Source organism: Rhizobium oryzicola, assembly GCF_030504645.1.
Taxonomy (GTDB): Bacteria; Pseudomonadota; Alphaproteobacteria; order Rhizobiales; family Rhizobiaceae; genus Neorhizobium; species Neorhizobium oryzicola.
This window is the reverse complement of sequence record NZ_JAUKWQ010000002.1, coordinates 101,259-125,814: the sequence shown is the minus strand read 5'-3', so window position 1 is coordinate 125,814 and position 24,556 is coordinate 101,259. Positions and strand designations below refer to the sequence as shown.

The 24,556-nt window shown below is 59.7% G+C and carries 25 protein-coding genes and 2 pseudogenes; 16 read left to right on the top strand and 11 right to left on the bottom strand.

Annotated features, from left to right (window positions below):
• Window positions 1-53 precede the first annotated feature (53 nt).
• The 5 genes from Q2T52_RS07905 to Q2T52_RS07885 all read right to left on the bottom strand — a co-directional run bounded on the left by Q2T52_RS07905 (window position 54) and on the right by Q2T52_RS07885 (window position 5,050).
• Window positions 54-1,085, bottom strand: coding sequence for a peptidoglycan -binding protein (locus Q2T52_RS07905; RefSeq protein WP_302076166.1), 1,032 nt, complete (start codon window positions 1,083-1,085; stop codon window positions 54-56).
• A gap of 3 nt (window positions 1,086-1,088) precedes the next feature.
• Entirely contained in the window at window positions 1,089-2,141 is a 1,053-nt protein-coding gene (locus Q2T52_RS07900) for a MotA/TolQ/ExbB proton channel family protein (protein ID WP_302076165.1), read from the bottom strand.
• A 124-nt stretch (window positions 2,142-2,265) separates the two neighbouring features.
• A complete protein-coding gene (locus tag Q2T52_RS07895) occupies window positions 2,266-3,066 on the bottom strand; it encodes an inositol monophosphatase family protein (RefSeq protein WP_302076164.1) in 801 nt (266 codons plus the stop codon).
• A gap of 173 nt (window positions 3,067-3,239) precedes the next feature.
• Entirely contained in the window at window positions 3,240-4,388 is a 1,149-nt protein-coding gene (locus Q2T52_RS07890; protein WP_302076163.1) for a tetratricopeptide repeat protein, read from the bottom strand.
• 8 nt (window positions 4,389-4,396) lie between these two features.
• Complete coding sequence (locus Q2T52_RS07885; protein WP_302076162.1) at window positions 4,397-5,050, bottom strand: thiamine phosphate synthase; 654 nt, start codon at window positions 5,048-5,050, stop codon at window positions 4,397-4,399.
• A 136-nt stretch (window positions 5,051-5,186) separates the two neighbouring features.
• Here Q2T52_RS07885 and Q2T52_RS07880 point away from each other — a divergent pair, with 136 nt between their 5' ends.
• Together Q2T52_RS07880 and Q2T52_RS07875 are read left to right on the top strand one after the other, a co-directional pair.
• Complete coding sequence (locus tag Q2T52_RS07880) at window positions 5,187-5,963, top strand: sulfite exporter TauE/SafE family protein (protein WP_302076161.1); 777 nt, start codon at window positions 5,187-5,189, stop codon at window positions 5,961-5,963.
• A gap of 77 nt (window positions 5,964-6,040) precedes the next feature.
• Window positions 6,041-6,301, top strand: coding sequence for an ArsR/SmtB family transcription factor (locus Q2T52_RS07875; RefSeq protein WP_302076160.1), 261 nt, complete (start codon window positions 6,041-6,043; stop codon window positions 6,299-6,301).
• Between the two features lie 81 nt (window positions 6,302-6,382).
• On the opposite strand, the gene Q2T52_RS07870 is transcribed toward Q2T52_RS07875, so the two are convergent.
• A complete protein-coding gene (locus Q2T52_RS07870) occupies window positions 6,383-6,559 on the bottom strand; it encodes a YdcH family protein (protein WP_302076159.1) in 177 nt (58 codons plus the stop codon).
• A gap of 371 nt (window positions 6,560-6,930) precedes the next feature.
• On the opposite strand from Q2T52_RS07870, the gene Q2T52_RS07865 reads away from it, so the two are divergent.
• The 7 genes from Q2T52_RS07865 to Q2T52_RS07835 all read left to right on the top strand — a co-directional run bounded on the left by Q2T52_RS07865 (window position 6,931) and on the right by Q2T52_RS07835 (window position 11,244).
• Complete coding sequence (locus tag Q2T52_RS07865) at window positions 6,931-7,134, top strand: YdcH family protein (protein ID WP_143127737.1); 204 nt, start codon at window positions 6,931-6,933, stop codon at window positions 7,132-7,134.
• Between the two features lie 18 nt (window positions 7,135-7,152).
• Window positions 7,153-7,653 carry a 5-(carboxyamino)imidazole ribonucleotide mutase gene (purE, locus tag Q2T52_RS07860; RefSeq protein ID WP_302076158.1) on the top strand — a complete coding sequence of 167 codons (501 nt, stop codon included), beginning with the start codon at window positions 7,153-7,155 and terminating at the stop codon, window positions 7,651-7,653.
• Complete coding sequence (locus Q2T52_RS07855) at window positions 7,650-8,708, top strand: 5-(carboxyamino)imidazole ribonucleotide synthase (RefSeq protein ID WP_302076157.1); 1,059 nt, start codon at window positions 7,650-7,652, stop codon at window positions 8,706-8,708. The genes purE and Q2T52_RS07855 overlap by 4 nt, the downstream gene beginning before the upstream one ends.
• A gap of 147 nt (window positions 8,709-8,855) precedes the next feature.
• Window positions 8,856-8,981, top strand: coding sequence for a type B 50S ribosomal protein L36 (gene ykgO / locus Q2T52_RS07850; RefSeq protein ID WP_003497670.1), 126 nt, complete (start codon window positions 8,856-8,858; stop codon window positions 8,979-8,981).
• 93 nt (window positions 8,982-9,074) lie between these two features.
• Window positions 9,075-9,692: a tetratricopeptide repeat protein gene (locus Q2T52_RS07845; RefSeq protein WP_302076156.1), complete on the top strand. Its 618-nt coding sequence runs from the start codon at window positions 9,075-9,077 to the stop codon at window positions 9,690-9,692.
• A gap of 146 nt (window positions 9,693-9,838) precedes the next feature.
• The gene (locus Q2T52_RS07840) at window positions 9,839-10,720 is read left to right on the top strand and encodes an alpha/beta fold hydrolase (protein WP_436799509.1); all 882 of its coding nucleotides are present in this window, start codon (window positions 9,839-9,841) and stop codon (window positions 10,718-10,720) included.
• Window positions 10,721-10,782: 62 nt separating this feature from the next.
• The gene (locus Q2T52_RS07835) at window positions 10,783-11,244 is read left to right on the top strand and encodes a DUF5680 domain-containing protein (protein WP_302076155.1); all 462 of its coding nucleotides are present in this window, start codon (window positions 10,783-10,785) and stop codon (window positions 11,242-11,244) included.
• Window positions 11,245-11,287: 43 nt separating this feature from the next.
• On the opposite strand, the gene pyk is transcribed toward Q2T52_RS07835, so the two are convergent.
• Window positions 11,288-12,727, bottom strand: coding sequence for a pyruvate kinase (gene pyk / locus Q2T52_RS07830; protein ID WP_302076154.1), 1,440 nt, complete (start codon window positions 12,725-12,727; stop codon window positions 11,288-11,290).
• On the bottom strand, window positions 12,727-13,158 hold the full coding sequence (locus Q2T52_RS07825; RefSeq protein WP_436799508.1) for a DUF1036 domain-containing protein: 432 nt from the start codon (window positions 13,156-13,158) through the stop codon (window positions 12,727-12,729). Before Q2T52_RS07825 ends, pyk begins: the two co-directional genes overlap by 1 nt.
• 220 nt (window positions 13,159-13,378) lie before the next feature.
• Between Q2T52_RS07825 and Q2T52_RS07820 the strand changes: the two genes are divergently transcribed.
• From Q2T52_RS07820 to Q2T52_RS07810, 3 genes are all read left to right on the top strand, one after another.
• Window positions 13,379-14,176: an N-formylglutamate amidohydrolase gene (locus Q2T52_RS07820; protein ID WP_302076152.1), complete on the top strand. Its 798-nt coding sequence runs from the start codon at window positions 13,379-13,381 to the stop codon at window positions 14,174-14,176.
• 25 nt (window positions 14,177-14,201) lie between these two features.
• A complete protein-coding gene (locus Q2T52_RS07815; protein WP_302076151.1) occupies window positions 14,202-14,507 on the top strand; it encodes a DUF1244 domain-containing protein in 306 nt (101 codons plus the stop codon).
• A 92-nt stretch (window positions 14,508-14,599) separates the two neighbouring features.
• Window positions 14,600-14,869 carry a DUF2312 domain-containing protein gene (locus Q2T52_RS07810; RefSeq protein WP_062555709.1) on the top strand — a complete coding sequence of 90 codons (270 nt, stop codon included), beginning with the start codon at window positions 14,600-14,602 and terminating at the stop codon, window positions 14,867-14,869.
• 87 nt (window positions 14,870-14,956) lie between these two features.
• Here the strand turns inward: Q2T52_RS07810 and Q2T52_RS07805 are convergent, their stop codons facing one another.
• From Q2T52_RS07805 to Q2T52_RS07800, 3 genes and pseudogenes are all read right to left on the bottom strand, one after another.
• Window positions 14,957-16,792 (bottom strand): peptidoglycan L,D-endopeptidase MepK, encoded by a 1,836-nt coding sequence (locus tag Q2T52_RS07805; RefSeq protein WP_436799520.1) that lies wholly within the window; start codon window positions 16,790-16,792, stop codon window positions 14,957-14,959.
• 307 nt (window positions 16,793-17,099) lie between these two features.
• Window positions 17,100-17,276, bottom strand: a pseudogene (locus Q2T52_RS26880) (helix-turn-helix domain-containing protein); the annotation flags it as partial.
• Window positions 17,277-17,443: 167 nt separating this feature from the next.
• A pseudogene (locus tag Q2T52_RS07800) lies at window positions 17,444-18,629 on the bottom strand (sigma-54-dependent transcriptional regulator); the annotation flags it as partial.
• A gap of 162 nt (window positions 18,630-18,791) precedes the next feature.
• Between Q2T52_RS07800 and Q2T52_RS07795 the strand changes: the two are divergent.
• From Q2T52_RS07795 to Q2T52_RS07775, 4 genes are all read left to right on the top strand, one after another.
• Complete coding sequence (locus Q2T52_RS07795; protein ID WP_436799507.1) at window positions 18,792-20,666, top strand: M3 family oligoendopeptidase; 1,875 nt, start codon at window positions 18,792-18,794, stop codon at window positions 20,664-20,666.
• A gap of 162 nt (window positions 20,667-20,828) precedes the next feature.
• Window positions 20,829-22,724, top strand: coding sequence for a diguanylate cyclase (locus tag Q2T52_RS07785; RefSeq protein ID WP_367187288.1), 1,896 nt, complete (start codon window positions 20,829-20,831; stop codon window positions 22,722-22,724).
• A gap of 77 nt (window positions 22,725-22,801) precedes the next feature.
• Complete coding sequence (locus tag Q2T52_RS07780) at window positions 22,802-23,947, top strand: aminodeoxychorismate synthase component I (protein WP_302076146.1); 1,146 nt, start codon at window positions 22,802-22,804, stop codon at window positions 23,945-23,947.
• A complete protein-coding gene (locus Q2T52_RS07775; protein ID WP_302076145.1) occupies window positions 23,896-24,555 on the top strand; it encodes an aminotransferase class IV family protein in 660 nt (219 codons plus the stop codon). Before Q2T52_RS07780 ends, Q2T52_RS07775 begins: the two co-directional genes overlap by 52 nt.
• Window position 24,556 lies beyond the last annotated feature (1 nt).

Here is a 24,556-nt window from a genome sequence, read left to right as displayed (position 1 = left end):
TTACGCAAACGTAAGATGTCGGCAAGCCGAAAGATCAATCCGCACAGACGACTTCAACGCTCGGTAAGCTTCAGCTCGATACGGCGGTTCTGTCCGCGTGCCTCCGGCGTATCGCCTTCGGCAATCGGCTGGAATTCGCCGAAGCCGGCAGCGACCAGCCGATTGGCCGGAACACCCTTGGAGATCAGGTATTTGACGACGGACGTCGCGCGGGCGGACGAAAGCTCCCAGTTGTCGCGGTAGCGCCCGGTGCCTGACAGTGGCGCATTGTCGGTGTGACCGTCCACACGCAGCACCCAGTTGATCTCGGCGGGAATTTCGCGGGCAAGCTCCAGCAGCGCAGTGGCGAGCTTGTCCATCTCGGCGCGGCCCGCATCATCCAGCTCGCTGCCGCCGACAGGGAAAAGCACTTCGGACTGGAACACGAAGCGATCGCCGACGATACGGATATTCTGGCGGTCGGAGAGGATTTCCCGCAGACGGCCGAAGAAGTCCGAGCGATAGCGGTTGAGCTCCTGCACGCGCTGCGCCAGCGCCACGTTGAGGCGACGGCCGAGATCGGCGATCTTGGCTTGCGAGGATTGGTCCTTGGCTTCCGATGCCTGGAGGGCTGCCTCAACCGCCGCGATCTGCGCCCTGAGGGCGGCGATCTGCTGGTTCAGCAGTTCCACCTGATTCATGGCGCGCGCACTGACCTGCTTTTCCTGGTTCAGCTGCTCGGTCAGCGCGCCCACCTTGGCGTTGGCCGTATCGCTGGCACCGGCGCCCCGTTCCAGCAGCGCCTGCAAGCGCGAGCGTTCCGTCTCGGAGGCTTGCAGGGATGCCTGCAGGTTTGCAAGCGTATCCTCGACATCCTGCTTGCCGCTTTTCTCCAAAGCCAGAAGTTCCGTCAGTTCGGCAATCTGGCTGTTAAGACGAGTCAGCACCTCATCACGGCCGGAGATTTCGCGGCTGAGGATGAACTGCGCCAACACGAACACCGTCAGCAGGAACATGATTGCCAGCAGCAGCGTCGACAGCGCATCGACGAATCCCGGCCAATAATCCACGCCGCGCTCACGGCGGCGGTTCCTGCCCAGCGCCATGGCTCACTTGCCCCCGGTCTTGTCGGAGATTTTGTCGGAAAGACGGTCCAGCGTGCGGCGCATGGCCTTGGCCTCTTCCTGCTGGGCCTCGATCCAGTCGCGCAGCATCTGCTGCTCATTGCGCATATTCTTCACCAGACCCTGGATGCTCTCGGCCAGATTGTTCATGGCGGCCAGCGACCGCTCCGTCTGGGCATCCTCGCGCTTTGCCTGGGCCGCGACCAGCTTGCGCAACTGGTCTGCGATCAGCCGGAGATCATCGGTCGGCGTGGCATCGCTGTCGGGTGCGCGCGCCAACTCGGACGTTACATCGGTGATGGAGGAGAGCCAGTTTTCCAGCTCCGTATAGAAGCGGTTCTGCGCGCGCCCCGCCTGCAGATCCATGAAACCCAGGATCAGCGAGCCGGAAAGACCCAGCAGCGAGGACGAGAACGCCGTGCCCATGCCGGACAGCGGTGCCGTCAGGCCGGTTTTTAGCGCGGTCAGAATATCGCTGCTGCTGCCGGAGTTCGGATCAAGCCCCTGAATAACATCGCTGATGGAACCGATCGTGCCGATCAGACCCCAGAAGGTGCCGAGCAGGCCGAGAAAGACCAGCAGGCCGATCAGGTAGCGGGAAATATCGCGCGACTCATCGAGTCGTGTCCCGATCGAATCGAGGATGGAGCGGAGAACGGTCGTCGTGACGGCAAGGTTCTGACTGCGGCCAAGCAGCGCCCGCATCGGTGCCAGAAGGCGCGGATTGCGCCCAACGCGGTCTGCGCTGCCGGCCGCCCGGAAGGAATTGAACCACCGCACCTCGGGGATGAGGCTGATCACCTGGTTGAAGATCAGGATGACGCCAATCGCCAGAACGCCCAGGATCAGGCTGTTCAGGCCCGGATTGGTCATGAAGGCATTGTGCGCCTGACGGTAGAGAATGGCGGCCAGAAAGCCGATGATGATCAGGAAGATCACCATGGTCCACAGGAACGGCACCGGGTTCGACAGCTTGTAGCTCGCGGCGCGTGGCGCCAGTTCCGAACCGTTCACATCCGCCAGGGAGTCATTCGCCATCTTGTACGCAGCCTCTGCTCTACCATTGCGCGGGAAGCTAGTGCAAAAATGAGACGAATTGAAGTGATGGAGCCTCAGAAAAATCGCGTCTTTCCAAGGCTTTCACGAACGCGCTCGAAAATCCTCAGTTCGAGGGGATCGGGCGGTTGACCACTTCCAGCAACTGCTTGTGGATCAGCTCGTTGCCGGCCACGACGCTGCGATGGCTGAAGACATCCGTGCCGCCCTTCATATCGGACAGGAAACCACCTGCTTCACGAATCAGGACGAGGCCAGCCGCCATGTCCCAGGGCGAGAGATCGACTTCCCAGAAACCATCGATGCGGCCTGCCGCAACATAGGCGAGATCAAGCGCCGCTGCGCCGAAGCGACGGATACCGGCCACTTCGCCCATGACGTGGCGCAGCTCCACCAGGAACTTGCCGTGATTGCCGCGGCCAAGATGCGGCACGCCGCAGCCGATGACGCAATCGGAGAGAACGCGGCGTGAGGCAACGCGCAGACGGCGATCGTTCAGGAAGGCGCCGCCACCCTTTTCCGCCGTGAACAGTTCATCCGTTGCCGGATTGAAGATGACGCCGGCCACGATTTCACCATTGCGCTCCAATGCGATGGAGACCGCGAACTGCGGAATGCCGTGCAGGAAGTTGGTCGTGCCATCAAGCGGATCGACGATCCAGCGGTGGGCGCCATCGGTGCCCTTTTCCTCCTCGCTTTCCTCGCCGAGGAAACCATAGGTAGGACGCGCCTTCAGAAGTTCGTCACGAACGATCTTTTCTGCCTTCAGGTCTGCCTGGGACACGAAGTCGCTCGGCCCCTTTACCGAAACCTGCAGGTTCTGCACCTCGCCGAAATCGCGCGAGAGCGACTTGCCAGCCTTGAGCGCGGCCTGAACCATGACATTGAGAAGGGCTGAGCGAGCCATGAGGTGATCCTTGGATGTGCGGATGATGTCCCTGCGTCGTCAGGAACAGTCGAGTATTCGTTCTTCTATGAGTGGCGGGTTCAGAACCACAAAACGAGCCGGAATTCAAGGCATAGCGGCCAATATGTCTGCCCAAGCGGTTAAGGACAAGGCTTTGGCGGCGTCTTGGGCGGTCAGCTTCCGCTTCTGCGAAACTTGTTGGCGGCGTCGATGGCCTGTTTCTGCTGATCGTCATTGATGCCGAGGTAGAAATCCTCAAGCTCAGGATCGGAAAGCCCGGCCCTGCGGGAAAGAACATACCATTTGGCGGCCTCGACGGGATTGGGCCGCGTGCCAAGCGCGTAAATGTAAAGATGCGCCAGCTTGTTCTGCGCCACCACATTTCCACGCAATGCCGCAATCCGCAGCCAGTTGAAGCCCTGCTCGTAATCCTTGTCCCCGCCCACACCGTTGACGTACCAGACGCCCATGTCGAGCTGGGCCGTATCATAGCCAGCCTTGGCGGCGCGCAGCAGCCAGTCGCGCGCCTTCGCCTTCTTCTCGGCCGGCAGATCCTTGATCGCCACATAAAGCTGCGCAACGGCATATTGCGCATCCGCAACGCCCTGCGCGGCTGCCTTCTCATAAAAAGGCAGCGCCATCTTCAGGCCGCTCTCGCCCGGATGATCGGAGACCAAGATCTGCGCCCAGTTGAATTGTGCGGAGGAATTGCCCGCCTCGGCGGCGCGACGCATGTAATCGTCCGCCTTGGCCTTGTCGCGGGCGACATAACGGCCATCCATCAGCACCAGGGCGTATTGGAACATGGCGGCGGGATCGCCGCGCTTGGCAGCTTCCCCGTACCAGAACACGGCCCCTTGCGTATCCTGCGGCAGGCCCTGGCCACGCACCATCATTTCAGCCACAAGCGTCTGCGCGGCGGCGTCCCCCGCTTCGGCGCGTGGCAGCGCCTTCTTCAGAGCGAGTTCGTAGAGGCCGCGCTGATAGGCACCGAAGGCTTCGTCAATCGGACCGGTGTAGGGTTTTTCCGGCGGCAGCGGCGGAAGAATGCTGCCCATGCGCTGGTAGAGCGTGACGCCACTGGAAGGATAGAGATCTACGTCCGGACGGCCGCCCTTCTTGACGCCATTGGCATCGCTCCCCGCTTCGCCATTATCAGGCACTGCCTTGCGCAGCGTTTCGGCCCCCTCGCCTGCCGGGCGCGATATCGCGCGACGTGCTCCATCCTCCGCAAAAGCCTGGCCAACGTTGAATGGCACGCTCGCCGCGCAGGCGGCAGCAAGGATAAGAACGGATCGAAAGGTTTGAACGGTGCGACGCATGGCGTCCTTCAAGCGCCAAACCGTGGCGCTTTTTCGTCCAAAAGCGCGTTCGCTTCGGCAATTGCGGCAGCAATGCCGGCAGAATGATCAAAGACCGCACTTCTGAGCGCCACGAACTCCGCTCCGGTTTCCGCCACGGCCACGACGCCCGCCACATCCGTGCCGCCCATGACGATGCAGGGGATCTCGATCATCGAGGCCCACCATTCGCCCAGCGCCAGGTTTTTCGGATGCGGCTCCGGCTTGATGTCGCCATCGAACTTGCCGAAGAACATGTAGTCGGGACGAGCTTCACCGACCTCAAGCGCCGTGTGGCGGTCCACCGCCCCACCGGCGCCGACGATCAGCTTCGGCGTGAACTTCTCGATCGCCTCGCCCAGTTCCTCGATGCTACCCTCGATATGCAGGCCATCGGCGCGCGCGCGGCCCGCCACGCGGCTATCACCCGCGATGATGGCGGCAGCACCCGCATCCTGAATGACCGGAACCAGCTTTTCCGCCCGCTTCTGGAAATCGGAATCGTTCAGCCCGTATTGCGGCAGGATGACCGAGGCGACATCGCCGCCGCGAAAACCATGCTCCAGCTTCTCCAGAAGAACCGCATCATCGGCGATATCGGGCAGGATCAGCACGAGACGGCAACGATCTTCGGCAAGGGTCATCTGTAATCCCATCTGGCGTTGTGAAGCAAAGGCATGCGGAACATGGCACGGAGTACCGCATAAGGGAATCCGGGCTCGTCATTCATCCAGAAACCCGATAGACCGGAGTGGCTTAACGATCAACCATGATTGCTCCATGTTCGGCATAACCTTTCCAAGCCTCGCCTTCTTTGCAGCCGCCGTGCCCGCCGTCACGCTGGTCGGCCTTTCCAAGGGCGGGCTTGGCGGTGCCTTCGCGCTGATGGGCGTGCCGCTGATGGCGCTGGTGGTGAGCCCGCTCGATGCAGCGGCCATCTTCCTGCCGATCCTGATCGTCATGGACATGGTGGCGCTCTGGGCCTGGCGGCACCACAACGACCGCACGCTCTTCCTCTACATCCTGCCCGGCGGCCTTGTGGGGGTGGCGCTGGGCTGGGCAACATCGGCGCTCGTTTCGCCGGATGCGCTGAAAGTGGTGATCTCGGTCTCCATGGTGCTGTTTTCGCTGCGCTACTTTTGGCAGACCTTTGGTCCCGGCAAGGGCCAGCCGATCGAGCCGAAACCGCACCGCATCGGACCCGCCGCACTCTGGGGCACATTGTGCGGATACGCCAGTTTTGTGGCCCATGCCGGAGGCCCACCCTTCCAGATCTACGCGCTTCCCCTGAGGTTGGACCCGAAAAAGTATACCGGCGCCAGTGTCCGCTTTTTTGCGCTGGTCAATGCCATCAAGGTCGTTCCCTATGTGGCGCTCGGCGCGCTCGACATGCGCAACTTCAGCACCTCTCTGACGCTGCTGCCGGTGGCGCTTCTGGCAACCTTTGCAGGCGCTATGATCGTGCGCCGCCTGAAGCCCGATGTCTTCTATCCACTGGCCTATGGCCTGGGACTGGCCGCATCCTTGAAACTGCTTTGGGATGCTTTCTTCGCGTAGACGAATACGACAAACGACTTATATTGCGTCGCACAAATATCCTTGCGGCGGATACGCGCATCGCGTAAGCTTGAAGCATGTCCACAATCGATCCCTTCGCAGCCATAGCAGATCCGAACCGGCGCTATCTGCTGGAGGAATTACGACGCGCACCCAAAACGGTGAATGAACTGGCTGACGGCTTGCCAATCAGCCGACCGGCAGTGTCGCAACATCTTAAAGCATTGCTGGACAGCAACCTTGTGACTGTGACGTCGCAAGGGACGAAGCGAATTTACGCCGTCAATGCCAAGGGATTTCAGAAACTGAATATCTGGCTGGACCAGTTCTGGTCCTGAAAACAAGAACCACCGCCACGGAAATCTGAAACACGTGCCGGGCGGCGGCCATTTCATGAACTCATAGGAACCGTGAAAAGATCAATGGCGGGTGTCTTTCTTCAGCCGCTCCATTTCGTCTTTGAGACGCAGTTTACGACGCTTCAATTCCGCGATCATTCGATCGTCTGATGAGGGGGACGCAAGAACGCTTTGGAGCTCCTCCTCAAGAGCACCGTGTTTCTTTTCAAGCGATGCGATATGAGCCTGAATGGTCATGTGGCACGTCCTTCCTTTTTACCTGCCACCAGCCTTCCTCCAGCCAATGGCTTCAGGTTTGCAAAGGAATTGTGACACGAACAAACGGCTTTGTCGAAGGCGAAAACGTGGTTTCGGTGCGGCGAATTGGTGGTCATGTTTAAATGATGTTGAACGGCAGTGTCGCGAGCGTTAACCCTGCCTCAAGCCAGCACAAAGCAGAGGTTCTGCTCAAAATCCAAGCGTTCTGGTAAGCTTGCGGGCAGCTTCTGCCGTGAAACTCTTGAAGAATTGCAGGAGCCTGCACTAGTCGTTCCGGTGGTTTGATGATAGGAGCTTCCGGCATTTCCCCGGCAGGACAAAGACCGGAATCATAGATGGGGACGAAAGACATGGCCGATCAGGAACAGGCTGATATCAGATTGGCGCTGGCAAGGCTCCGTCAGGAGCATGAAGACTACGACGCCGCGATTAATGCCATGATTGAAACCGGCTGCGAAGCGCTTCGTATACAGCGCATGAAGAAGAAGAAATTGGCCATCAAGGACAAGATGAGCCAGCTCGAAGACCAGATCATTCCGGATATTATTGCCTGACAGGGGTATTAGAACCAGATGCCGTTGGAAAGACCTCCCGTCGCCATCATCATGGGCAGCCAGTCCGACTGGGAAACGATGAAGAATGCCGCCGACACGCTCGACGCGCTCGACATCGGTTACGAAGCCCGCATCGTCTCCGCCCATCGCACGCCGGATCGCCTGGTAGCGTTCGCCAAGAGCGCCCGTGACGAGGGTTTCAAGGTTATCATCGCAGGCGCTGGCGGCGCCGCTCATCTGCCCGGCATGGCTGCATCGATGACACCGCTTCCGGTGTTCGGCGTGCCGGTGCAATCCAAGGCGCTCAGCGGTCAGGATAGCCTTCTCTCCATTGTGCAGATGCCGGCCGGCATTCCCGTCGGCACGCTTGCCATCGGTCGCGCCGGTGCCGTCAATGCCGCCCTTCTGGCAGCCGCCGTGCTCGCCCTCTCCGATGACGATCTTGCCGACAGGCTGGACGAGTACCGCGCACGACAGACGGCTTCCGTGGCCGAATACCCCATCGACGAGGCACCTTGATGGTGAGAACGATCGGCATCATCGGCGGCGGTCAACTGGGCCGCATGCTGGCCGTGGCCGCAGCCCGCCTGAATTTCACGACCATCATTCTGGAGCCGCAGCCCGATTCGCCCGCTGCCCAGGTAGCAAACCGGCAGATCGTTGCAGCCTATGACGATCCGGCAGCGCTGGATGAACTCGCGGCTACTTGCGACGTCATCACCTATGAGTTCGAGAACGTGCCGGTCAGCGCCGCAGAACGCCTTGCCGCGCACCGACCGGTCTTCCCGCCCGCCAAAGCACTGGAAGTGGCGCAGGACCGGTTGACGGAAAAGCGCTTTCTCAACAGCTGCGGCATCGTCACGGCCGAGTTTCGTGCCATCGACAGCCAGGCGGATCTCGAAGCAGCCCTTGCCGAATTCGGCGGACGTGGCGTGTTGAAGACCCGGCGCATGGGCTATGACGGCAAGGGGCAGCGGGTCTTCAAGGGTCCGCAGGATGACCCCGCCGGTGCCTTCGAGGCGCTGGGAGGCGTACCGCAGATTCTCGAAAGCTTCGTGCCCTTCGAGCGTGAGGTATCGGTGATTGCGGCGCGCGCCCAGGATGGCACGATCCTCTGCTTCGATGTTGCGGAGAATGTGCACCGCAATGGCATTCTGCATACCTCCACCCTGCCCGCCACGATCGGCGCTGAGACGGCGACGGTTGCGAGAGAATCGGCAGAGCGGCTTCTCACCGCCCTCGATTATGTCGGGGTGATCGGCATGGAATTCTTCGTGATGCCCGATGGCACGCTGATTGCCAACGAGATCGCACCACGCGTCCACAATTCCGGCCACTGGACGGAGGCCGCCTGCGTGATCTCCCAGTTCGAGCAGCATATTCGCGCGGTCGCTGGCCTCACGCTCGGCAACCCGATCCGTCATTCCGATTGCGTGATGACCAACCTGATCGGCGACGACATCGATTCCCTACCGGAGTGGCTCGCCAGACCGCAGGTTCTGGTGCACCTCTACGGCAAGACGGAAGCGCGGCCGGGCCGCAAGATGGGCCATGTCACACAGCTTTTGCCGTGAAATGCCGGGGCTTTGCCCCCGGCTGCGGTTGACAGGCCGGGAGTGAACCTGTATCAGCCTCCCATCCTAAAGAGCGAGCCTTGGGCGCGCTTTTGATTGTAAGAGACATCAGGGCCGCTATCGGCCTGGAATACGCGGACCAGAACAATGAAGATCAAGAACTCGCTCAAAGCGCTTAAGGCCCGTCATCGCGATAACCGTCTGGTTCGCCGCAAGGGCCGCGTTTACATCATCAACAAGCAGAACCCGCGGTTCAAGGCTCGCCAGGGCTGATCGTTAGAACCGCTCGTCGGTTCTCAACATCACTTTGTCGAAAGCTTTGAAATTTCGGTTTGAAGTTCAGCGCATGCGGTCTAATTTGTCCGCATGCGCTTTCTTCGTTTTGGCCTTCTGATTCTACCCGTGCTGGTTCTGGCTGCCGATATGGCGGCCGCACAAACGGCTGCGCCCCTGCCTCCGGCACCGACGCCCTCCCCTGCACAGCCCGCCGTCACGGCGTCTGCCAAAGTCACGACAGACAAGCTGTTCGAGGCGCTCAAGCGCGAACGTGATCCCGACAAAGCCAAGGGTATCGCCAGCCAGATTGCCTCCAACTGGACGGATTCCGGCAGCGCAACGGTCAATCTCCTTATGCAATGGGCCAACAAGGCCATCACCGACAAGAAGAACGCGGCTGCGCTGGATTTTCTGGATCGGGTGACACTGCTGGAGCCTGCCTATACGGAAGCCTGGAACCGCCGCGCCACGCTGCATTACACCATGGGCAATCCGCGCAAATCCATGGCTGACATCGAGCAGGTGCTGCGCCGCGAGCCGCGCTATTTTCCGGCCATTGCCGGCATGGCAACCATCCTGACCGAGAACGGACAGGACGAACTGGCATTGAAGGCCTGGGAGCGTTACCTGAGCGTCTACCCTGCCGACCGCGAGGCGCAGGAACAGGTGACCAAGCTTTCCGAAAAGCTGGCCGGTAGCCGGACCTGAGGTATCCCCTGGCCTATCTATTTTCAGCGACGCTCGTCCTTTGTCTTATCTTTGGAGTTGCCTTCGGCTTCACCGCCTGGAAGGCACGTGCCATCGAAAAGCAGTTTCCCAATATCGGCACGCTGACGGATGTCGGCGGCTACCGGATGAACGCGCTGCACATTCCGGCAGGCCCGGCGGCTGATCTGCCGCCGCTCGTTTTCATCCATGGCGCCAGCGGCAATCTCCGCGATCAGGAAGCGACCTTCCTCCGCCCCCTGATGGGACGCGCCGAAATGCTGTTCGTGGACAGACCCGGCCATGGCTATTCGGAGCGCGGCGGCCCGGAAAATGCTTTTCCCGACGGCCAGGCAGCTGCCATCGCCAAGCTCATGTCCGCCTATGGCATCGAGAAAGCGATCATCGTCGCCCACTCTTTCGGTGGAGCGATTGCCGCGAGCTTCGCCCTCTTCCATCCCGATCGGACCCTCGGCACCGTCTTCCTGTCGCCCGCTACCCATCCCTGGCCGGGCGGTATCGACTGGCACTACCGCCTGACGTCTACGCCCGTCATCGGCTGGCTGTTCAGCCATACACTTGTGATGCCGGCCGGGCTGACCATGCTGGACGGAGCGACGCAATCCGTGTTCAGCCCCAACAAGCGCCGCGAGCGCTATGTGGATGAGGGTGCGCCCGCGCTCGTGCTGAGGCCGGATACCTTCCGCTATAATGCTGAGGACGTTGCAAACCTCCTGGACTATGTCACGCGCATTTCACCCCGGTACACCGAGATCAAAACGCCCGCGATCATCATCACCGGGAATCAGGACAAGATCGTGCTTGCCAATATCCATTCGGTCGGCCTGAAGCACGATATCCGCAATTCCGAACTGATCTGGGTGAAGGGGCTCGGCCACAAGCCAGATTACGTGGCGACCGATCTGGCAATCGCCGCCATCGAAAAGCTTGCGGGTCACGACCGCGATCTGGAAGGACTGGCACGCCTGGTCGAAGCCAGGCTCGCGCGAGCGGATACGGGCGATCGCTGAAACTCCCTTGACCATACAATGCACATATGTTCCTCTTTCGTTCCATATATGGGAGATGAGAGATGGACGAGTCGCGGTTGAATCAGATCATCGTCACCGCCAAAGCGGCGACCTATGTGGGTGGCGGTCGCAAAAGCGCTTCCTGCCGCGTGGGGTCTCATGATCTCAGTTGGCAGGAAGGCGAGTGGCGATATCTCGACAGCTATTTCGGTGGGACAGACTTCATCGGTCAGGAAGTCTTGTGGCACGGCGATACCGCTGTGTGGGCCATGAATTATTACGGATACATTCTGAGGCCAGACCTGATTGACGGCGAGCGCGCCGGCTGGACCATTAAGGCCGCGTTGTCGGCTCTCTATCAGGAGCAGCGTTTCCTGGGAGGGTTTGAATGGATTGGTCCATACGGACGCTACCTCGATAGCAACGACGGGAATGCCAGCCATTTTTCCGGAAGGGAAATTATCGAGGTGGAGGGAGACGTCGCCTACGCTCTCGATTACTGCGGCGGTCTCATCAAGGATTGAGCCCAGAAAAAGGGAGCCGAAGCCCCCTTTTAATTCCTGCGGATCAGACGCCGGACTGGCCATCCGGACCGATATAGGCAATGCGCAGCATATTGGTGGAGCCGGGCGTTCCCAGCGGCACACCAGCCGAAACGATCACGCGATCGCCCGGCTTGCCGAACCCTTCCTGCACCACGATGCGGCAGGCCTTGTTGACCATGTCATCAAGGTTGCTCGGCTCATCGGCGATCACACAGTGAAGGCCCCAGCAGACCGACAGGCGGCGTGCCGTCTGGACGATCGGCGAAAGCGCGATGATCGGCACCTGCGGCCGCTCACGCGAGGCGCGAAGACCCGTATTGCCCGACGACGTATAGGTGACGATTGCCTGCAGCTTCAGCGTCTCGGCAATCTGGCGGGCAGCGAGCGAAATCGCATCGGCACCGGTGGCTTCCGGCTGCGGACGCTGTGCGTAGATGATGTTGGAATAATACGGATCCTGCTCGACCGTGGTGGCGATGGAAGCCATCGTGGAGACGGCTTCGACCGGATACTGGCCGGAGGCCGACTCGGCGGACAGCATGATCGCATCGGCACCTTCGAACACGGCCGTTGCCACGTCGGAGACTTCGGCGCGGGTCGGCACCGGTGCGGTGATCATCGATTCGAGCATCTGGGTCGCAACCACCACCGGCTTGCCGGCGCGGCGGCAGGCGCGGGTCAGCTGCTTTTGCAGACCGGGTACAGCTTCCAGCGGCATTTCCACGCCGAGGTCGCCACGGGCCACCATCAGAGCGTCGGAAAGTTCGATGATTTCATCGATACGCTCGATCGCCTGCGGCTTTTCAATCTTCGACATCAGGCCAACGCGACCCTTGGAGATCTTGCGGACTTCCGCCAGGTCTTCCGGGCGCTGCACGAAGGAGAGTGCCACCCAGTCGACATCGTTGGTGGCGAGCACGGCGTCGAGGTCCGCGCGGTCCTTGTCGGTCAGAACGCCTACAGCCAGCAGCGTATCGGGGAGGCTCACGCCCTTGCGGTCGGAGATCGAAGTGCCCGAAATTACCTTGCAGACGATGCTCTTGCCGTCCGCCTTTTCGGCCTTCAGCATCAGCTTGCCGTCATCGATCAAAAGGCGGTCGCCCGCCTTCACCGACTGAAGAATTTCCGGATGCGGCAGGAACACGCGCGTCTCGTCGCCAAGCGCTTCATTATTATCCAGCGTAAAGGTCTGGCCGGGCGTCAGCGTAACCTTGGTATTGGCAAACTTACCGACACGCAGCTTCGGGCCCTGAAGGTCTGCCAGAATGCCGATCGGGCGGCCATTGCGCGCCTCGACAGCGCGAATACGCTCGATCAGCGTGCGCATCAGGTCGTGGCTGGCATGGCTCATGTTGATGCGGAAAAGATCGGCGCCGGCAAGATGCAGCTTTTCGATCATCGCCTCTTCGGAAGAAGCAGGTCCGAGGGTTGCGAGGATTTTAACTTTGCGATTGCGCTTCATCAGTTGCGGCCTTCTTGCGTACCGGGCGTATCCGACAGCTGGACCATCCAGCTACCCTGACGGCCCGTATCATATTCCTTGAATCCCATGCGCTGGTACCCGCGGGCAAAGCAGTCACCGACACCGGTGATCTTGAACTCGTTTTCGGCCACGCACATGTTCACCTCGCCCGTCCAGCGGCCACCGCGGGCGGCATCCTCGGCATAGAGGTAATAATAGCGCGATTGCAGTTCCCCCTCGATGAGGGTTGCGCAACTGGAGGCCGGTACCTGCCACCAGCCCTCGGAGATCCAGCCTTCGCTGGCCCTATAGCCAATCGCCACCCCAACGAGATTCTGGGTGCCGTTGCAAACGCGGAAATCCGCATGTGCCACATTGGCAACCGTCAGCACTGGCGCTCCCACCAGAGCAAAAACGATTGCCGGCATCATGCGGCAGCTAAACAAAGAGGAAAAAACGTTGGGCACGGCTTCCGTTGGGACTCCATGATATTTCATGTGCATTGTCTTCGCTCGCCACCACTGGAAAGTCAATGAAATCTAATCGATTATATTGCCAAGGTTAGCAGTTGACTTCATTCCGCTTTCCCTTGCGCAAGTCTCCTGTAGCAGGCAAACAGGAGGGCAAAACGCAGAGGAATTTGGCAGCGAGATGGCAAGGCAGGCATTTGATTCGCATGAAATCATAGATGGCAATCGTGACAAGGGATTGGTGCTGCTTGCCGATCATGCCATGAACCTCCTGCCGCCGCAGTACGGATCGCTGGGGCTGGATGCGTCCGCCTTTGCCCGCCACATCGCCTATGACATCGGCGTCGAAGGTTTGACACGACGTCTGGCGGCCAGACTCGGCGTTCCCGCCGTCCTTTCCCGCTTTTCCCGTCTTCTGATCGATCCGAACCGGGGCGAGGACGACCCCACCCTCATCATGCGCATCTCTGACGGCGCCATCATTCCCGGCAATCATCCGATCTCAGCGGAAGAGTGGAACCATCGGCTCGAGACCTATCATCGCCCCTATCACAAAGCGGTGGAAAACATGATCGCCTCGGTGGCGGAGGCGTCTGGCAAGGCACCGCTGGTGCTTTCGCTGCACTCCTACACTCCCGCCTGGAAGGGCGTGCCCCGACCCTGGCACGCCGCTGTCCTTTGGGATACAGACCACCGTGCCGTTGCACCGCTTCTGCAGTTGCTCCGCGAACCGGGCGATATTCTGGTGGGTGACAATGAGCCCTATGACGGCGCGCTGAAGGGCGATACCATGTATCGGCACTGTATGCTTGCTGGCATTCCCCACGCACTTCTGGAAGTGCGGCAGGATCTGATCGGCGATGATGACAGCATCGACCGCTGGGCGGATCGGCTGGCGCCGATCTTCGATCGGATGAACGACGACCCGGCCTTGCACGAATACCAAATTTTCGCCTCACGCACCGGGCCATATGCCTGACAACGGCCCTGATGGAGCAAACTGGATGACGGAACTCAGCGAACAGCAGAAGACGGAACTGGAGGCGGCGGCTTTCCGGCGGTTGGTCCAGCATCTTCGCGAACGCACCGATGTGCAGAACATCGACATGATGAATCTCGCCGGCTTCTGCCGCAACTGCCTGTCGAACTGGTATCGTGAAGCCGCCGAAGAGGCTGGACTTCCCGTGAGCAAGGATGCCTCGCGCGAAATGGTCTACGGCATGCCCTATGAGGAGTGGAAAAGCCGCTACCAGAACGAGGCAAGCGACACACAAAAAGCCGCATTCGCCGCCAACAACCCGCACAAATGATCACAGGCGTTGTTAAACGCCTTGACCTTGCCTGCACTTCACGGCAGGTGACACCACCCGAACACATGTCCCCTTAGAGACAGGAGGCCCCGATGTCTGATGCTCATGGCGTCGCCCGCGACCAACTCCGCGCTTTTGTCGAGCGCATCGAACGACTGGAAGAAGAGAAGAAGACCATCGCCGACGACATCAAGGATGTCTATGGCGAGGCCAAGTCGATGGGCTTCGACACCAAGATCCTGAAGAAGGTCATTGCGCTGCGCAAGAAGGATGAGCAGGAGCGGATGGAAGAGGATCTGATCCTCGACACCTACCTGCAGGCTCTCGGCATGGTGATCGCGCCGGCTGACGAAGCCGCCTGATCATACTGAGAGAACCCAGACGCAAGAAGCCGTCCCGAGCAATCGGGACGGCTTCTTCATTTCTACAAAACAGGTCAGAGGGGTCCGTTACTGGAAACGGTTCTCGTCGATGGACACGGCTGTTGTCACGGGCTTGAAGCCACCACCATAGGCAACCGAGGTATCCGCTGTCAGCGTACGGTTCACCACGCGCGGCGCCTTGGTCGATGCAGTCGGCGCAGCATGATTCTTGTCAAGCGCCCACTGCGCAATCATATCGCGGGTCAGCACCTGCGTACCGGGATTGGCCGGACGCCCACCGAGCTTGGACACAGCCCCACCCTTTACCACCTTGCCGGAGGTCGCCGCGCTTGCAGGTGCCGGTTTCGGCACGGGCGCAGCAGCCGGTTTGGGCGCATCGAAGCCGTCACCAAACATCATGTCGCGTCCACGACCTTCATCCGATCGTGCATTCGCCATGGCAACCTGCACAGGCTGGGTCGGCTGAGGCTGAGCAGCCTGCTGCACGGGCTTTGCCTGCGGTGCAAGCACGGGCGCATCATCCGCAGACTTGGCAAGCTCGGCAACGAGTTCAGGCGTCAATGTCTTCTTGTCGGAACCGGGTTCGACCAGCGCCTTCGAGGCAACCGGAGCAGCAGCCACGGCCTCAGCAACAGCCTCAGGCCGGTGCACGGGGACTGGAACGGCGGAAGCCGCAAAATCAACCGGCGAGCTCTTGTCGAGCGAAGCAGTCTGCACGCCGGAACCTTCGGCATCGCCCTTCAGGCCCCGCGGCCCAAGCAGCGTGGGAACGGGAATGCTGTAATTGGCGAGATCCTCGAAATCCTTGTCCTGCGTCGGGCGCGCCAGCGGGGTCACCGGCGTTGCGGGCAATGCCGCCAGGAAAGCCTCCTGCGCCGTGTTCTTCGGAGGCGAATAAAGAGCGGTCGCAAGACCACCGGCCGGTGCTGCATCCTCGCGGAAAGCAGGGCGAGATAGAGGAACAGGCGCGGAAGCCACCTGAAGCTCGGCTGCGGGCTGCGGTGGCTTTACAGGCTGGGCGGAAGCCACGGCAACCGGTGCCTGCGCGGGCGTATCGGCCACCGGTGCGGTGCGAACAGGCGCAGATGGACGTGCTGGCACATTGTCAGGTGCAGAAATGGCTTCGGCATCCTCGTCTTCATCACCGCTATTGCCGAACAGCATCGCCATCAGGTTGGTCGGCTTCTTACGCGAAACAGAAGGCGCACCGCCAGCAGTGCTGGCGATCTGGATAGAATCGGCACCGACCCGACGCTTGTAATCGGCAACGGCCTGCTCGTAACCGGGCAGCGGCTTGCCGTCTGCCGGAAGATGCATGGTATTGCCGTTGGGGAACAGGCGAACCAGCTCTTCTCGCGACATACGCGGCCATGCGCGAACACCGCCAACATCCATATGCACAAAGGGCGAGCCCGATGTGGGATAGAAGCCGACGCCGCCCACCTGCATCTTCATGCCGATTGCACGCAGATCCGCCAGCTTTACGCCGGGAATGAAATAGTCCATCGCCTTGCCGAGCATATGCTGGCTATGCTCAGCCACACCCTTGGTGCGCGAGCGCAGCATGCCGTTGGTCGTGGGGGAGCGATAGGCGGAAACGACGTGGATATAATCGGTGGCGCCGGAGCGGCGATAGACTTCCCAGACCAGATCGAAAAGGCGGGGGTCCATGCGGGTCGGTTCATTACGGCGCCAGTCACGCAGGAACTGGTTCAACTGCTGCAGGCCCGAAGCATCATAGCGACCGTTGCGCTTGAACGTGATGACGGCCCGTTCACCCGTATGCACGAAATAAAGCTTGAGGCTGCGAGTCTCTCCTGCAGCGGTTGCAGGCCCCGCCGGTAGCGAAACGGTCGATGCAGCGATAACCGCCAACAATGCAAAGCTTGCCAACTGCTTCATTACAAATGAGAATTTGCGCGTTTTCACGCAACGCCCGCTGTCACCCGAAGGCGTGGAATCTGCAAACTGATAAGGCAATTCGTTCCCCGTCCGATTGACAACACCGGTGCTGCCTCACATGACTGTGAAATGCGGTGACACGATGGCAAATCTGCCACACATGTACAAGCACTTCTTTCATAGTCAACAAATCACTACCGAAAGGTTGACAATCAGTAAGGGAAAAGGCTTGCCCGAAGATGACCGGGCAAACTCACGCAGCTGTGATGTTACTCAATGTCGTCAGGGTTATGAGGCGACGCAGGGTTCACGCCGCCTCCTTCAAAGGGTCGTCGGGATCAATCCCGTAATCCTTGAGCTTGCGATAAAGTGTTGAACGGCCAATGCCCAGTTTACGGGCGACCTGGCTCATCTGCCCACGGTAGAACTTGAGGGCAAAGCGGATCAGCTCTTCTTCCACGTCCGCGAGCTTACGCACCTCGCCGGTATCATCGGTGCTGACGATGATGTTTTCCGGGGAAGAATAGAGATGCGATGACAGTTCGGAGCGAAGCTGGCGCGCCGCATTCGCCACAGCAATATCGTGCCGGGTAAAGTCAGGTTCCGGCTCCGGAATATCTGCGGTCGAAAGCAGTTCGTCGCTCTGAAAATCCGGTATCTGGGCGGCAATCTGCGGAAAGTCGGCTTCGGTCAGCTCTGTACCTTGCGAGAGCACCACAGCACGGAAGACGGCGTTTTCCAACTGGCGGATATTGCCCGGCCAATCATAAGCCGTGAGAAGTGCCATAGCACCGGCGCCTACATGAAGCGGTTGGTCCAGCTTCTGTTCCGCCGAGAAGCGTTCGGTGAAGATACGCGCCAGATGTGGAATATCTTCCTTGCGGCGGCGCAGCGCCGGAATGGTGATCGGGAAGACGTTCAGGCGGTAGTAGAGATCTTCACGGAAACGGCCCGCGCGTACTTCTTCGATCAGGTCCTTGTTGGTGGCGGAGATAAGGCGCACATCCACCTTCTGCACCTTGCCGGCACCGACGGTTTCGATTTCGCCCTGCTGGACGGCGCGCAGCAACTTCACCTGCACTTCCAGCGGCAAGTCGCCGATTTCGTCAAGGAACAGGGTGCCGCCATCGGCTTCCATGAACTTGCCGGTATGACGCTCCGTCGCACCGGTAAACGCGCCCTTCTCGTGGCCGAACAGAATGCTTTCCACCAGATTAGCAGGGATTGCACCGCAGTTGACGGTGATGAAAGGCTTGTTGGCACGGTCGCCGCTGGCCTGGATGGCGCGGGCAATCATCTCCTTGCCGACGCCGGATTCACCTTCCAGCACAACCGGGATGTTGGATTGCGCGGCGCGCTGGGCGAGGTCGATGACGCGCAGCATATCCGGGCTGGCGGATGCGATATCGCCGAAACCGACGGTGGCGCTCTTCAGCTTGCGAACGGCCCGCACCTTGGCTTCGCGATGGTCTACCTTCAGCGCATTCGAAATAGATGCCGCGATGCGTTCCGGGGAGACAGGCTTCACGACAAAGTCAAAAGCACCGGCCCGCATGGCCTGCACGACAGTCTCGATACCGCCCTGCCCCGTCTGGACGATAACCGGAATATCCATCCCCAGCTCGGCAGCAGCCTGCAGGAAGCCGAGGCCATCCAGCTCCGGCATCATCAGGTCGAGCACGATGACGTTGAACTGGCGGCTGTTGCGCTTGAGGAACTCAAGCGCGATCCGGCCGTTTTCGGCCAGATGCGCCGCGTGTCCATAGCGCTCGATAGCGTTCTTGAGAACGCGCCGCTGGACGGGATCGTCATCCACAACAAGAATATGGGCCGTCATGCTCGCTCCAGAATTCAAAATGTCCCACGAGGACCTGCATGACGCGTTGTCTCAGATAGGGTTGAACATCCCCTTTTGAGAAAAGCTTGCATTTTAACGGCCGACCATGAAAACAGCAGAGGCGCCCCGAATTGCGCCATTCAGGAAAATGGGAGCTTGCTTGTGTCTCACTTTAACCCCGTTCACCCGACCTTCCCTCCGGCGCCAAGAGCACCGCAGTATGCCGCTTCCGCCGCGGCAAACACGGAAGCGCAGCTGGGCGATCTGCCCCTGTGGCGGCTGGAAGACCTGTACCCCTCCCGCGACAGCGAGGCCTTTCGTGCCGATCTTTCCCGCGCGGACGAGATGGCAACTGCATTCGAGGCCAAGTGGAAGGGCAAGTTGACCGAGGCAGCAAAAGCATCTGGGGATAAGGGTCTTGGTTCGGCAATCGAGGAGTATGATGCGCTGGATGACCTGCTCGGCCGTATCGCCTCCTTTGCAGGCCTCACCTATTTCTCCAACACGTCGGATCCCGCCAACGGGAAGTTCTACGGGGATGTGCAGTCCAGGCTGACGGATCTCTCCGCCCATCTTCTGTTCTTCCCGCTGGAGCTGAACAGGATCGAGGACGCCATCATCGACGCGGCGATCAAGGCCGATGCCAAGACCGCCCATTATGCGCCCTGGATTCTCGACCTGCGCAAGGACAAGCCCTTCCAGCTGGATGACAAGCTGGAGCAGCTCTTCCTGGAAAAATCCATGACGAGCGCCGCCGCCTTCAACCGCCTGTTCGACGAGACCATGGCGGAGCTTCGGTTCGAGATCGATGGTGAGATGCTGCCGCTGGAGCGCACACTGAACCTGCTGCAGGAGCCGGAGGAAGAGACACGCCGCAAAGCGGCAGAAGCGCTGTCGAAGACATTCAAGGACAACCTCCGCATCTTCACGCTGATCACCAACACGCTCGCCAAGGACAAGGAAATCGGCGACCGCTGGCGCGGCTTCGAAGACATTGCCGACAGCCGTCACTTGTCCAACCGCGTGGAGCGGGAGGTCGTGGATGCGCTCGCTTCAGCGGTTCGTGAAGCCTATCCCCGCCTCTCCCACCGCTATTACGCCATGAAGGCGAAATGGCTCGGCATGGAGCAGATGAACTTCTGGGATCGCAACGCACCGCTGCCGGAAACGCCGAAGGCGCTCATTCCCTGGGCGGAAGCGAAGGAGACGGTGCTGTCCGCCTATGGCGCCTTTTCGCCGGACATGGCCGCGATTGCCCGGCGCTTCTTCGATGAGCAGTGGATCGATGCACCCGCCCGTCCCGGCAAGGCGCCCGGCGCCTTTGCGCATCCCACCGTTCCGTCCGCTCATCCTTATGTTCTGGTGAACTATCTCGGCAAGCCGCGCGATGTCATGACGCTTGCTCATGAACTGGGCCACGGCGTGCATCAGGTGCTGGCCGGCGGCCAGGGCGCGCTGATGTGCCAGACGCCGCTGACGCTTGCGGAGACGGCATCCGTCTTCGGCGAGATGCTGACCTTCCGCGCCCTTCTCGACAAGACGAAGGACAAGCGCGAGCGCAAGGCCATGCTCGCCCAGAAGGTGGAGGACATGATCAACACGGTCGTGCGCCAGATTGCCTTCTATGAATTCGAGCGCAAGGTGCACACCGCCCGCAAGGAAGGCGAATTGACCGCCGACCAGATCGGCGAACTCTGGCTCTCCGTCCAGAACGAGAGCCTGGGGCCGGCGATCCGTATTTCCGAAGGCTATGAAACCTGGTGGACCTATATTCCCCACTTCATCCATTCGCCCTTCTACGTCTACGCCTATGCCTTCGGCGATTGCCTGGTGAACTCGCTCTATGCGGTTTATCAAAACGCCAATGAGGGCTTCCAGCAGAAGTATTTCGAACTGCTCAAGGCGGGCGGCACCAAGCATCATTCCGAGCTTCTCAAACCGTTTGGCCTGGATGCGACCGATCCTTCCTTCTGGAGCAAGGGCCTTTCCATGATCGAGGGCCTGATCGACGAATTGGAGACGCTGGATCGCATGTAAAATGCAAGCCTAAAGCGAAACAATGCAGTTGCGGTGAACAATAATAAGCGACCGCAACTGCAAGACGCAGCTGTCATTAATAGAAGCGTCTAAGCAATTATTATTTTTTTCACTCATGTCAGCGAATATCGGATTTCCTTAAATTGAATCCGTTACGAACGTATGATCCCTCGGAACGTCAAGAAACGATCCCGGTTTCGCCTCGCCGTCGTCCTCGCGGCAGGAACGGTGTTTGCGTCTCTCGGCACGTGGGCCGAATACACCAATTGGCAACGCTTGCTGCAAAGCGCGACAAATCGCCAGATGGAAACGGCCAGAGCCATTGCGCTGCACATCAATGACATCATGGCTCTTGTTCAACAGCCTCTCAACAACCTGACGGCCCATGCGAAAGAAGCTTTGGGCGACACAGCCAAAAGCCAGCACCTTCTCGAGGAAATGCAGCGGGTCGTGCAGACCTCCCCGCTGCTGCGCAGCCTTGCCTATGCCGATGCCAATGGTCGCTTGGTCGACTCGACGCTTGTCGCCAACTCGGCAGGCATGGATTTGACCAATCGCGAATATTTCATCTTTCATCAAACAAACGCTTCGATAGCGCCTCGCTTTGGCTTGCCGTCGCAAAGCCAGACAACCGGAAAATGGTTCATTCCGATCAGCAAGAGGGTCGACGACACAGATGGCAGCTTTGCCGGCGTCATCGTCGCCACGATCGATATCGATCACCTGGTCAAATATATCGAAACATTCGGTGTCAACGAAGACAACGCCTTTGCGCTAATGCGGGAGGATGGCGGCATATTGCTACGCTTGCCACTCGACCCGAAGGCGATGGGCAGCAACATCGCCGATACGGAATTGTACCGCAACCACATCATGAAAGTGATGCGTGGCAACTATGAATACATATCCCGTTTCGATGGCCAAGATCGCATCGGTGGTTTCTATCGCAGCCGGGAGACGGGCGTAACCGCGATAGCGACGCGCACAAAACAATCGATCCTGTTTCTCTGGCTGAACCAATCGAAATACCCGTGGCTCAGTATCATCTTCGCCTATCTGATCGGCATGGGACTGGCCATCCGGTGGGTCAGGCAAATCGAGTTGAGAGAAATAGGTGAACAGAAGGTCGTAGCACGCGAGGCTGAATTCCGGATGATTGCGAGCCTATCGCTCGATGTCATCGAGAAGATCAGCATTGAGGGCGTGCGCGAATATGTATCCCCTGCTGCCGAGAAACTTTTCGACCAAAGGGCAGAAACCCTGTTGGGTACGAATATTCTGGACACTCACAATCCGGAAGATCGAGCGGCTTGGCGGGATGCATTGAACCGGATCAAGGAAGGCTCAACCAGCGAGTCGGTGCTGACAAAACGGCAACGGGCGGATGGAAGCACGATCTGGCTCGAAAGCGTGCTGTCCTGCACCCATGACGAAAGCAGTGATGCTCCCGACGCAATCGTTGTGATTACGCGCGATGTTACCCGCCAGCAAAAGCTCAAGCTGGAGTTGGACGCTCTGGCAACGACGGACGGCTTGACCGGGCTCTACAACAAGCGGCATTTCAATGCGCAGCTTGACGCTTGCATGGCCAAGGCGAAGAAATTGGCAACGCCCTTGTCACTTCTGATGATCGATCTCGACCGATTTAAACTATACAACGATACCTACGGCCATCGGGCGGGCGATAACGCACTGCGAGATGTGGCAGCCGCAATACAGGTGCAACTCAGCAATATGAATGGCTTGGCGGCGCGCTATGGCGGTGAAGAACTGGTTGTGCTTCTGCCAAATTGCGGGGAAGGTGAGGCCCGTAAGATGGCCGAAGCGATCCGCAACGCCGTGGTGGCGCTTGGAATTGGGCATGCCCACAATCTACCATGGGGGCAGATAACAATCTCTCTTGGATTTGCAACTGCTCTCCCATCACAACCGATGACCGAGAGCGAGCTCATCGATTGCGCCGACCGCGCGCTCTACATCGCCAAGACGAACGGCCGCAATCAGTCCGTATCTGGACATGATGCCTTCGGACCGAAGCGTCTGACAGCAAGCGCCTGATCCAGCTTTTGAGCGGCGTTGTGAGACCGATCCGCCTATGGCAATAGGGGGGGATGCAATCTCAAAAGCCGCACTCAATGCCTTATGTTCTGCTGCGCGACGATCGCAGCGGACAGACGATGACCTTCACGCAGCCACTGGACATTGTCACCGCACACACGTCAGACGACATCATCCCTGCCCTTGCCCGATTGGAAGAAGCGAGGCGGCAAGGTCATTGGCTGGCCGGATATATCGCCTATGAGGCTGGTCATATCTTTGAGGAAAAGCTCAAAGCTATGATCGTGCCGAACCGGGAAACCCCGCTGATCGCCATGGGCATCTTTGAGGCACCGGAACGAACAGCCAATGTCGAAGGCGGCGCAGCCGAGGCCGGTCAATCCGCAGGACTGACCAATCCTGTCGCCGCCTGGGATTTCGAAACCTACCGCGAACGTTTCGCGCGCCTGCATACCCATATTCGTCGCGGAGATTGCTATCAGGCCAACCTGACCATGCCGATCACGGCCCATTGGCATGGCGATCCGCACAGCCTCTTCCTGTCGCTTGCCGAGCGACAGCCGGTGCGCTATGGCGCGCTGATCGATCTCGGCGGCCCGACCATCCTGTCGCGCTCGCCGGAACTCTTCTTCAAGGTAGATGCCGATCGCATCATCGAAACCCACCCGATGAAGGGCACGGCACCGCGCGGGGCCACCCCGGAAGAGGACGAGGCGATCATTGCCGCCATGCTGGCCGACGAGAAGACGCAGGCCGAGAACCGGATGATCGTTGATCTCCTGCGCAATGACGTGTCCGTCATCAGCGAAGTGGGTACCCTCACCGTACCCCGGCTTTTCGACATCGAGACCTATCCAACCGTCCACCAGATGGTGAGCCATGTGCGCGCAAAACTCCTGCCCAAGATCGGCTTGCCGGACATATTGAGGGCGCTGTTTCCCTGTGGTTCCGTCACAGGAGCGCCCAAAATGTGGGCCATGAGAATTCTGGGGGAGCTGGAAGCCGGGCCGCGTGATGTCTATTGTGGCGCCATCGGTTACTGCGATCCCGCAGGGCCCATGTGTTTTTCGGTGGCCATTCGAACGCTGACCCTTTTCAAGGACGGAAGAGCGGTCTTCAATGTCGGCGGCGGAATTGTCTACGATTCGACGGCGGAGGCGGAATACGACGAATGTCTTCTCAAAGCGCGCTTCGCAGTAAACCCTCAGCAGATTTCCTGCTGATCGAAACCTTGCGCTGGGAGCCAGAGCAAGGCTTCCTGCGGCTTGACCAGCATTTGCGGCGGCTCAGCCGTTCAGCCGATGCGCTCGGCTTTCGCCAGCCCGTCAAGCCGGACGAGGTCTTGAAGGAAATTGCCACCGGTGACGTGCCGCTGCGGGTGCGCCTCACCATGACCTTCCGTGGCAAGGTGGAGGTCGCAGCGACGCCTTTCGAGCCCGTTGCCGAAGATACCGTTTGGCGGTTGCGGATTGCCCGCACGAAACTCGATTCCGAAGATAGCCTGTTTCGCCACAAGACCACCCGCCGCGAGCCTTATGAGGCCGCGCGTGCCGAATTCAAGCCTGATGAAGCCGACGAGGTGCTGCTGCTCAACGAGCGGGGAGAGCTTTGCGAGGGCACCATCACCAACCTTTTTGTCGAAGCCGCTGACGGACAGCTGATCACCCCGCCGCTCAGCAGCGGGCTGCTGCCGGGCGTGTTGCGCGCAGACCTCATACGGGAACGGAAAGCGCGAAGTGAAGTTCTCAAGCCGACCGATCTGGTCGACCGGAAGATTTTCGTCGGGAATTCGCTGCGCGGACTGATCCCGGCGGTGCTGGCGATCGATTAGA

What these genes read in the sequence shown, in the direction of transcription:
- Q2T52_RS07905 (WP_302076166.1), bottom strand. Translation starts at nt 1,085, where the DNA reads ATGGCGCTGGGCAGGAACCGCCGCCGTGAGCGCGGCGTGGATTATTGG.
- Q2T52_RS07900 (WP_302076165.1), bottom strand. Translation starts at nt 2,141, where the DNA reads ATGGCGAATGACTCCCTGGCGGATGTGAACGGTTCGGAACTGGCGCCA.
- Q2T52_RS07895 (WP_302076164.1), bottom strand. Translation starts at nt 3,066, where the DNA reads ATGGCTCGCTCAGCCCTTCTCAATGTCATGGTTCAGGCCGCGCTCAAG.
- Q2T52_RS07890 (WP_302076163.1), bottom strand. Translation starts at nt 4,388, where the DNA reads ATGCGTCGCACCGTTCAAACCTTTCGATCCGTTCTTATCCTTGCTGCC.
- Q2T52_RS07885 (WP_302076162.1), bottom strand. Translation starts at nt 5,050, where the DNA reads ATGACCCTTGCCGAAGATCGTTGCCGTCTCGTGCTGATCCTGCCCGAT.
- Q2T52_RS07880 (WP_302076161.1), top strand. Translation starts at nt 5,187, where the DNA reads ATGTTCGGCATAACCTTTCCAAGCCTCGCCTTCTTTGCAGCCGCCGTG.
- Q2T52_RS07875 (WP_302076160.1), top strand. Translation starts at nt 6,041, where the DNA reads ATGTCCACAATCGATCCCTTCGCAGCCATAGCAGATCCGAACCGGCGC.
- Q2T52_RS07870 (WP_302076159.1), bottom strand. Translation starts at nt 6,559, where the DNA reads ATGACCATTCAGGCTCATATCGCATCGCTTGAAAAGAAACACGGTGCT.
- Q2T52_RS07865 (WP_143127737.1), top strand. Translation starts at nt 6,931, where the DNA reads ATGGCCGATCAGGAACAGGCTGATATCAGATTGGCGCTGGCAAGGCTC.
- purE (WP_302076158.1), top strand. Translation starts at nt 7,153, where the DNA reads ATGCCGTTGGAAAGACCTCCCGTCGCCATCATCATGGGCAGCCAGTCC.
- ykgO (WP_003497670.1), top strand. Translation starts at nt 8,856, where the DNA reads ATGAAGATCAAGAACTCGCTCAAAGCGCTTAAGGCCCGTCATCGCGAT.
- Q2T52_RS07845 (WP_302076156.1), top strand. Translation starts at nt 9,075, where the DNA reads ATGCGCTTTCTTCGTTTTGGCCTTCTGATTCTACCCGTGCTGGTTCTG.
- Q2T52_RS07840 (WP_436799509.1), top strand. Translation starts at nt 9,839, where the DNA reads ATGAACGCGCTGCACATTCCGGCAGGCCCGGCGGCTGATCTGCCGCCG.
- Q2T52_RS07835 (WP_302076155.1), top strand. Translation starts at nt 10,783, where the DNA reads ATGGACGAGTCGCGGTTGAATCAGATCATCGTCACCGCCAAAGCGGCG.
- pyk (WP_302076154.1), bottom strand. Translation starts at nt 12,727, where the DNA reads ATGAAGCGCAATCGCAAAGTTAAAATCCTCGCAACCCTCGGACCTGCT.
- Q2T52_RS07825 (WP_436799508.1), bottom strand. Translation starts at nt 13,158, where the DNA reads ATGATGCCGGCAATCGTTTTTGCTCTGGTGGGAGCGCCAGTGCTGACG.
- Q2T52_RS07820 (WP_302076152.1), top strand. Translation starts at nt 13,379, where the DNA reads ATGGCAAGGCAGGCATTTGATTCGCATGAAATCATAGATGGCAATCGT.
- Q2T52_RS07815 (WP_302076151.1), top strand. Translation starts at nt 14,202, where the DNA reads ATGACGGAACTCAGCGAACAGCAGAAGACGGAACTGGAGGCGGCGGCT.
- Q2T52_RS07810 (WP_062555709.1), top strand. Translation starts at nt 14,600, where the DNA reads ATGTCTGATGCTCATGGCGTCGCCCGCGACCAACTCCGCGCTTTTGTC.
- Q2T52_RS07805 (WP_436799520.1), bottom strand. Translation starts at nt 16,792, where the DNA reads ATGAAGCAGTTGGCAAGCTTTGCATTGTTGGCGGTTATCGCTGCATCG.
- Q2T52_RS07785 (WP_367187288.1), top strand. Translation starts at nt 20,829, where the DNA reads ATGATCCCTCGGAACGTCAAGAAACGATCCCGGTTTCGCCTCGCCGTC.
- Q2T52_RS07780 (WP_302076146.1), top strand. Translation starts at nt 22,802, where the DNA reads ATGCCTTATGTTCTGCTGCGCGACGATCGCAGCGGACAGACGATGACC.
- Q2T52_RS07775 (WP_302076145.1), top strand. Translation starts at nt 23,896, where the DNA reads ATGTCTTCTCAAAGCGCGCTTCGCAGTAAACCCTCAGCAGATTTCCTG.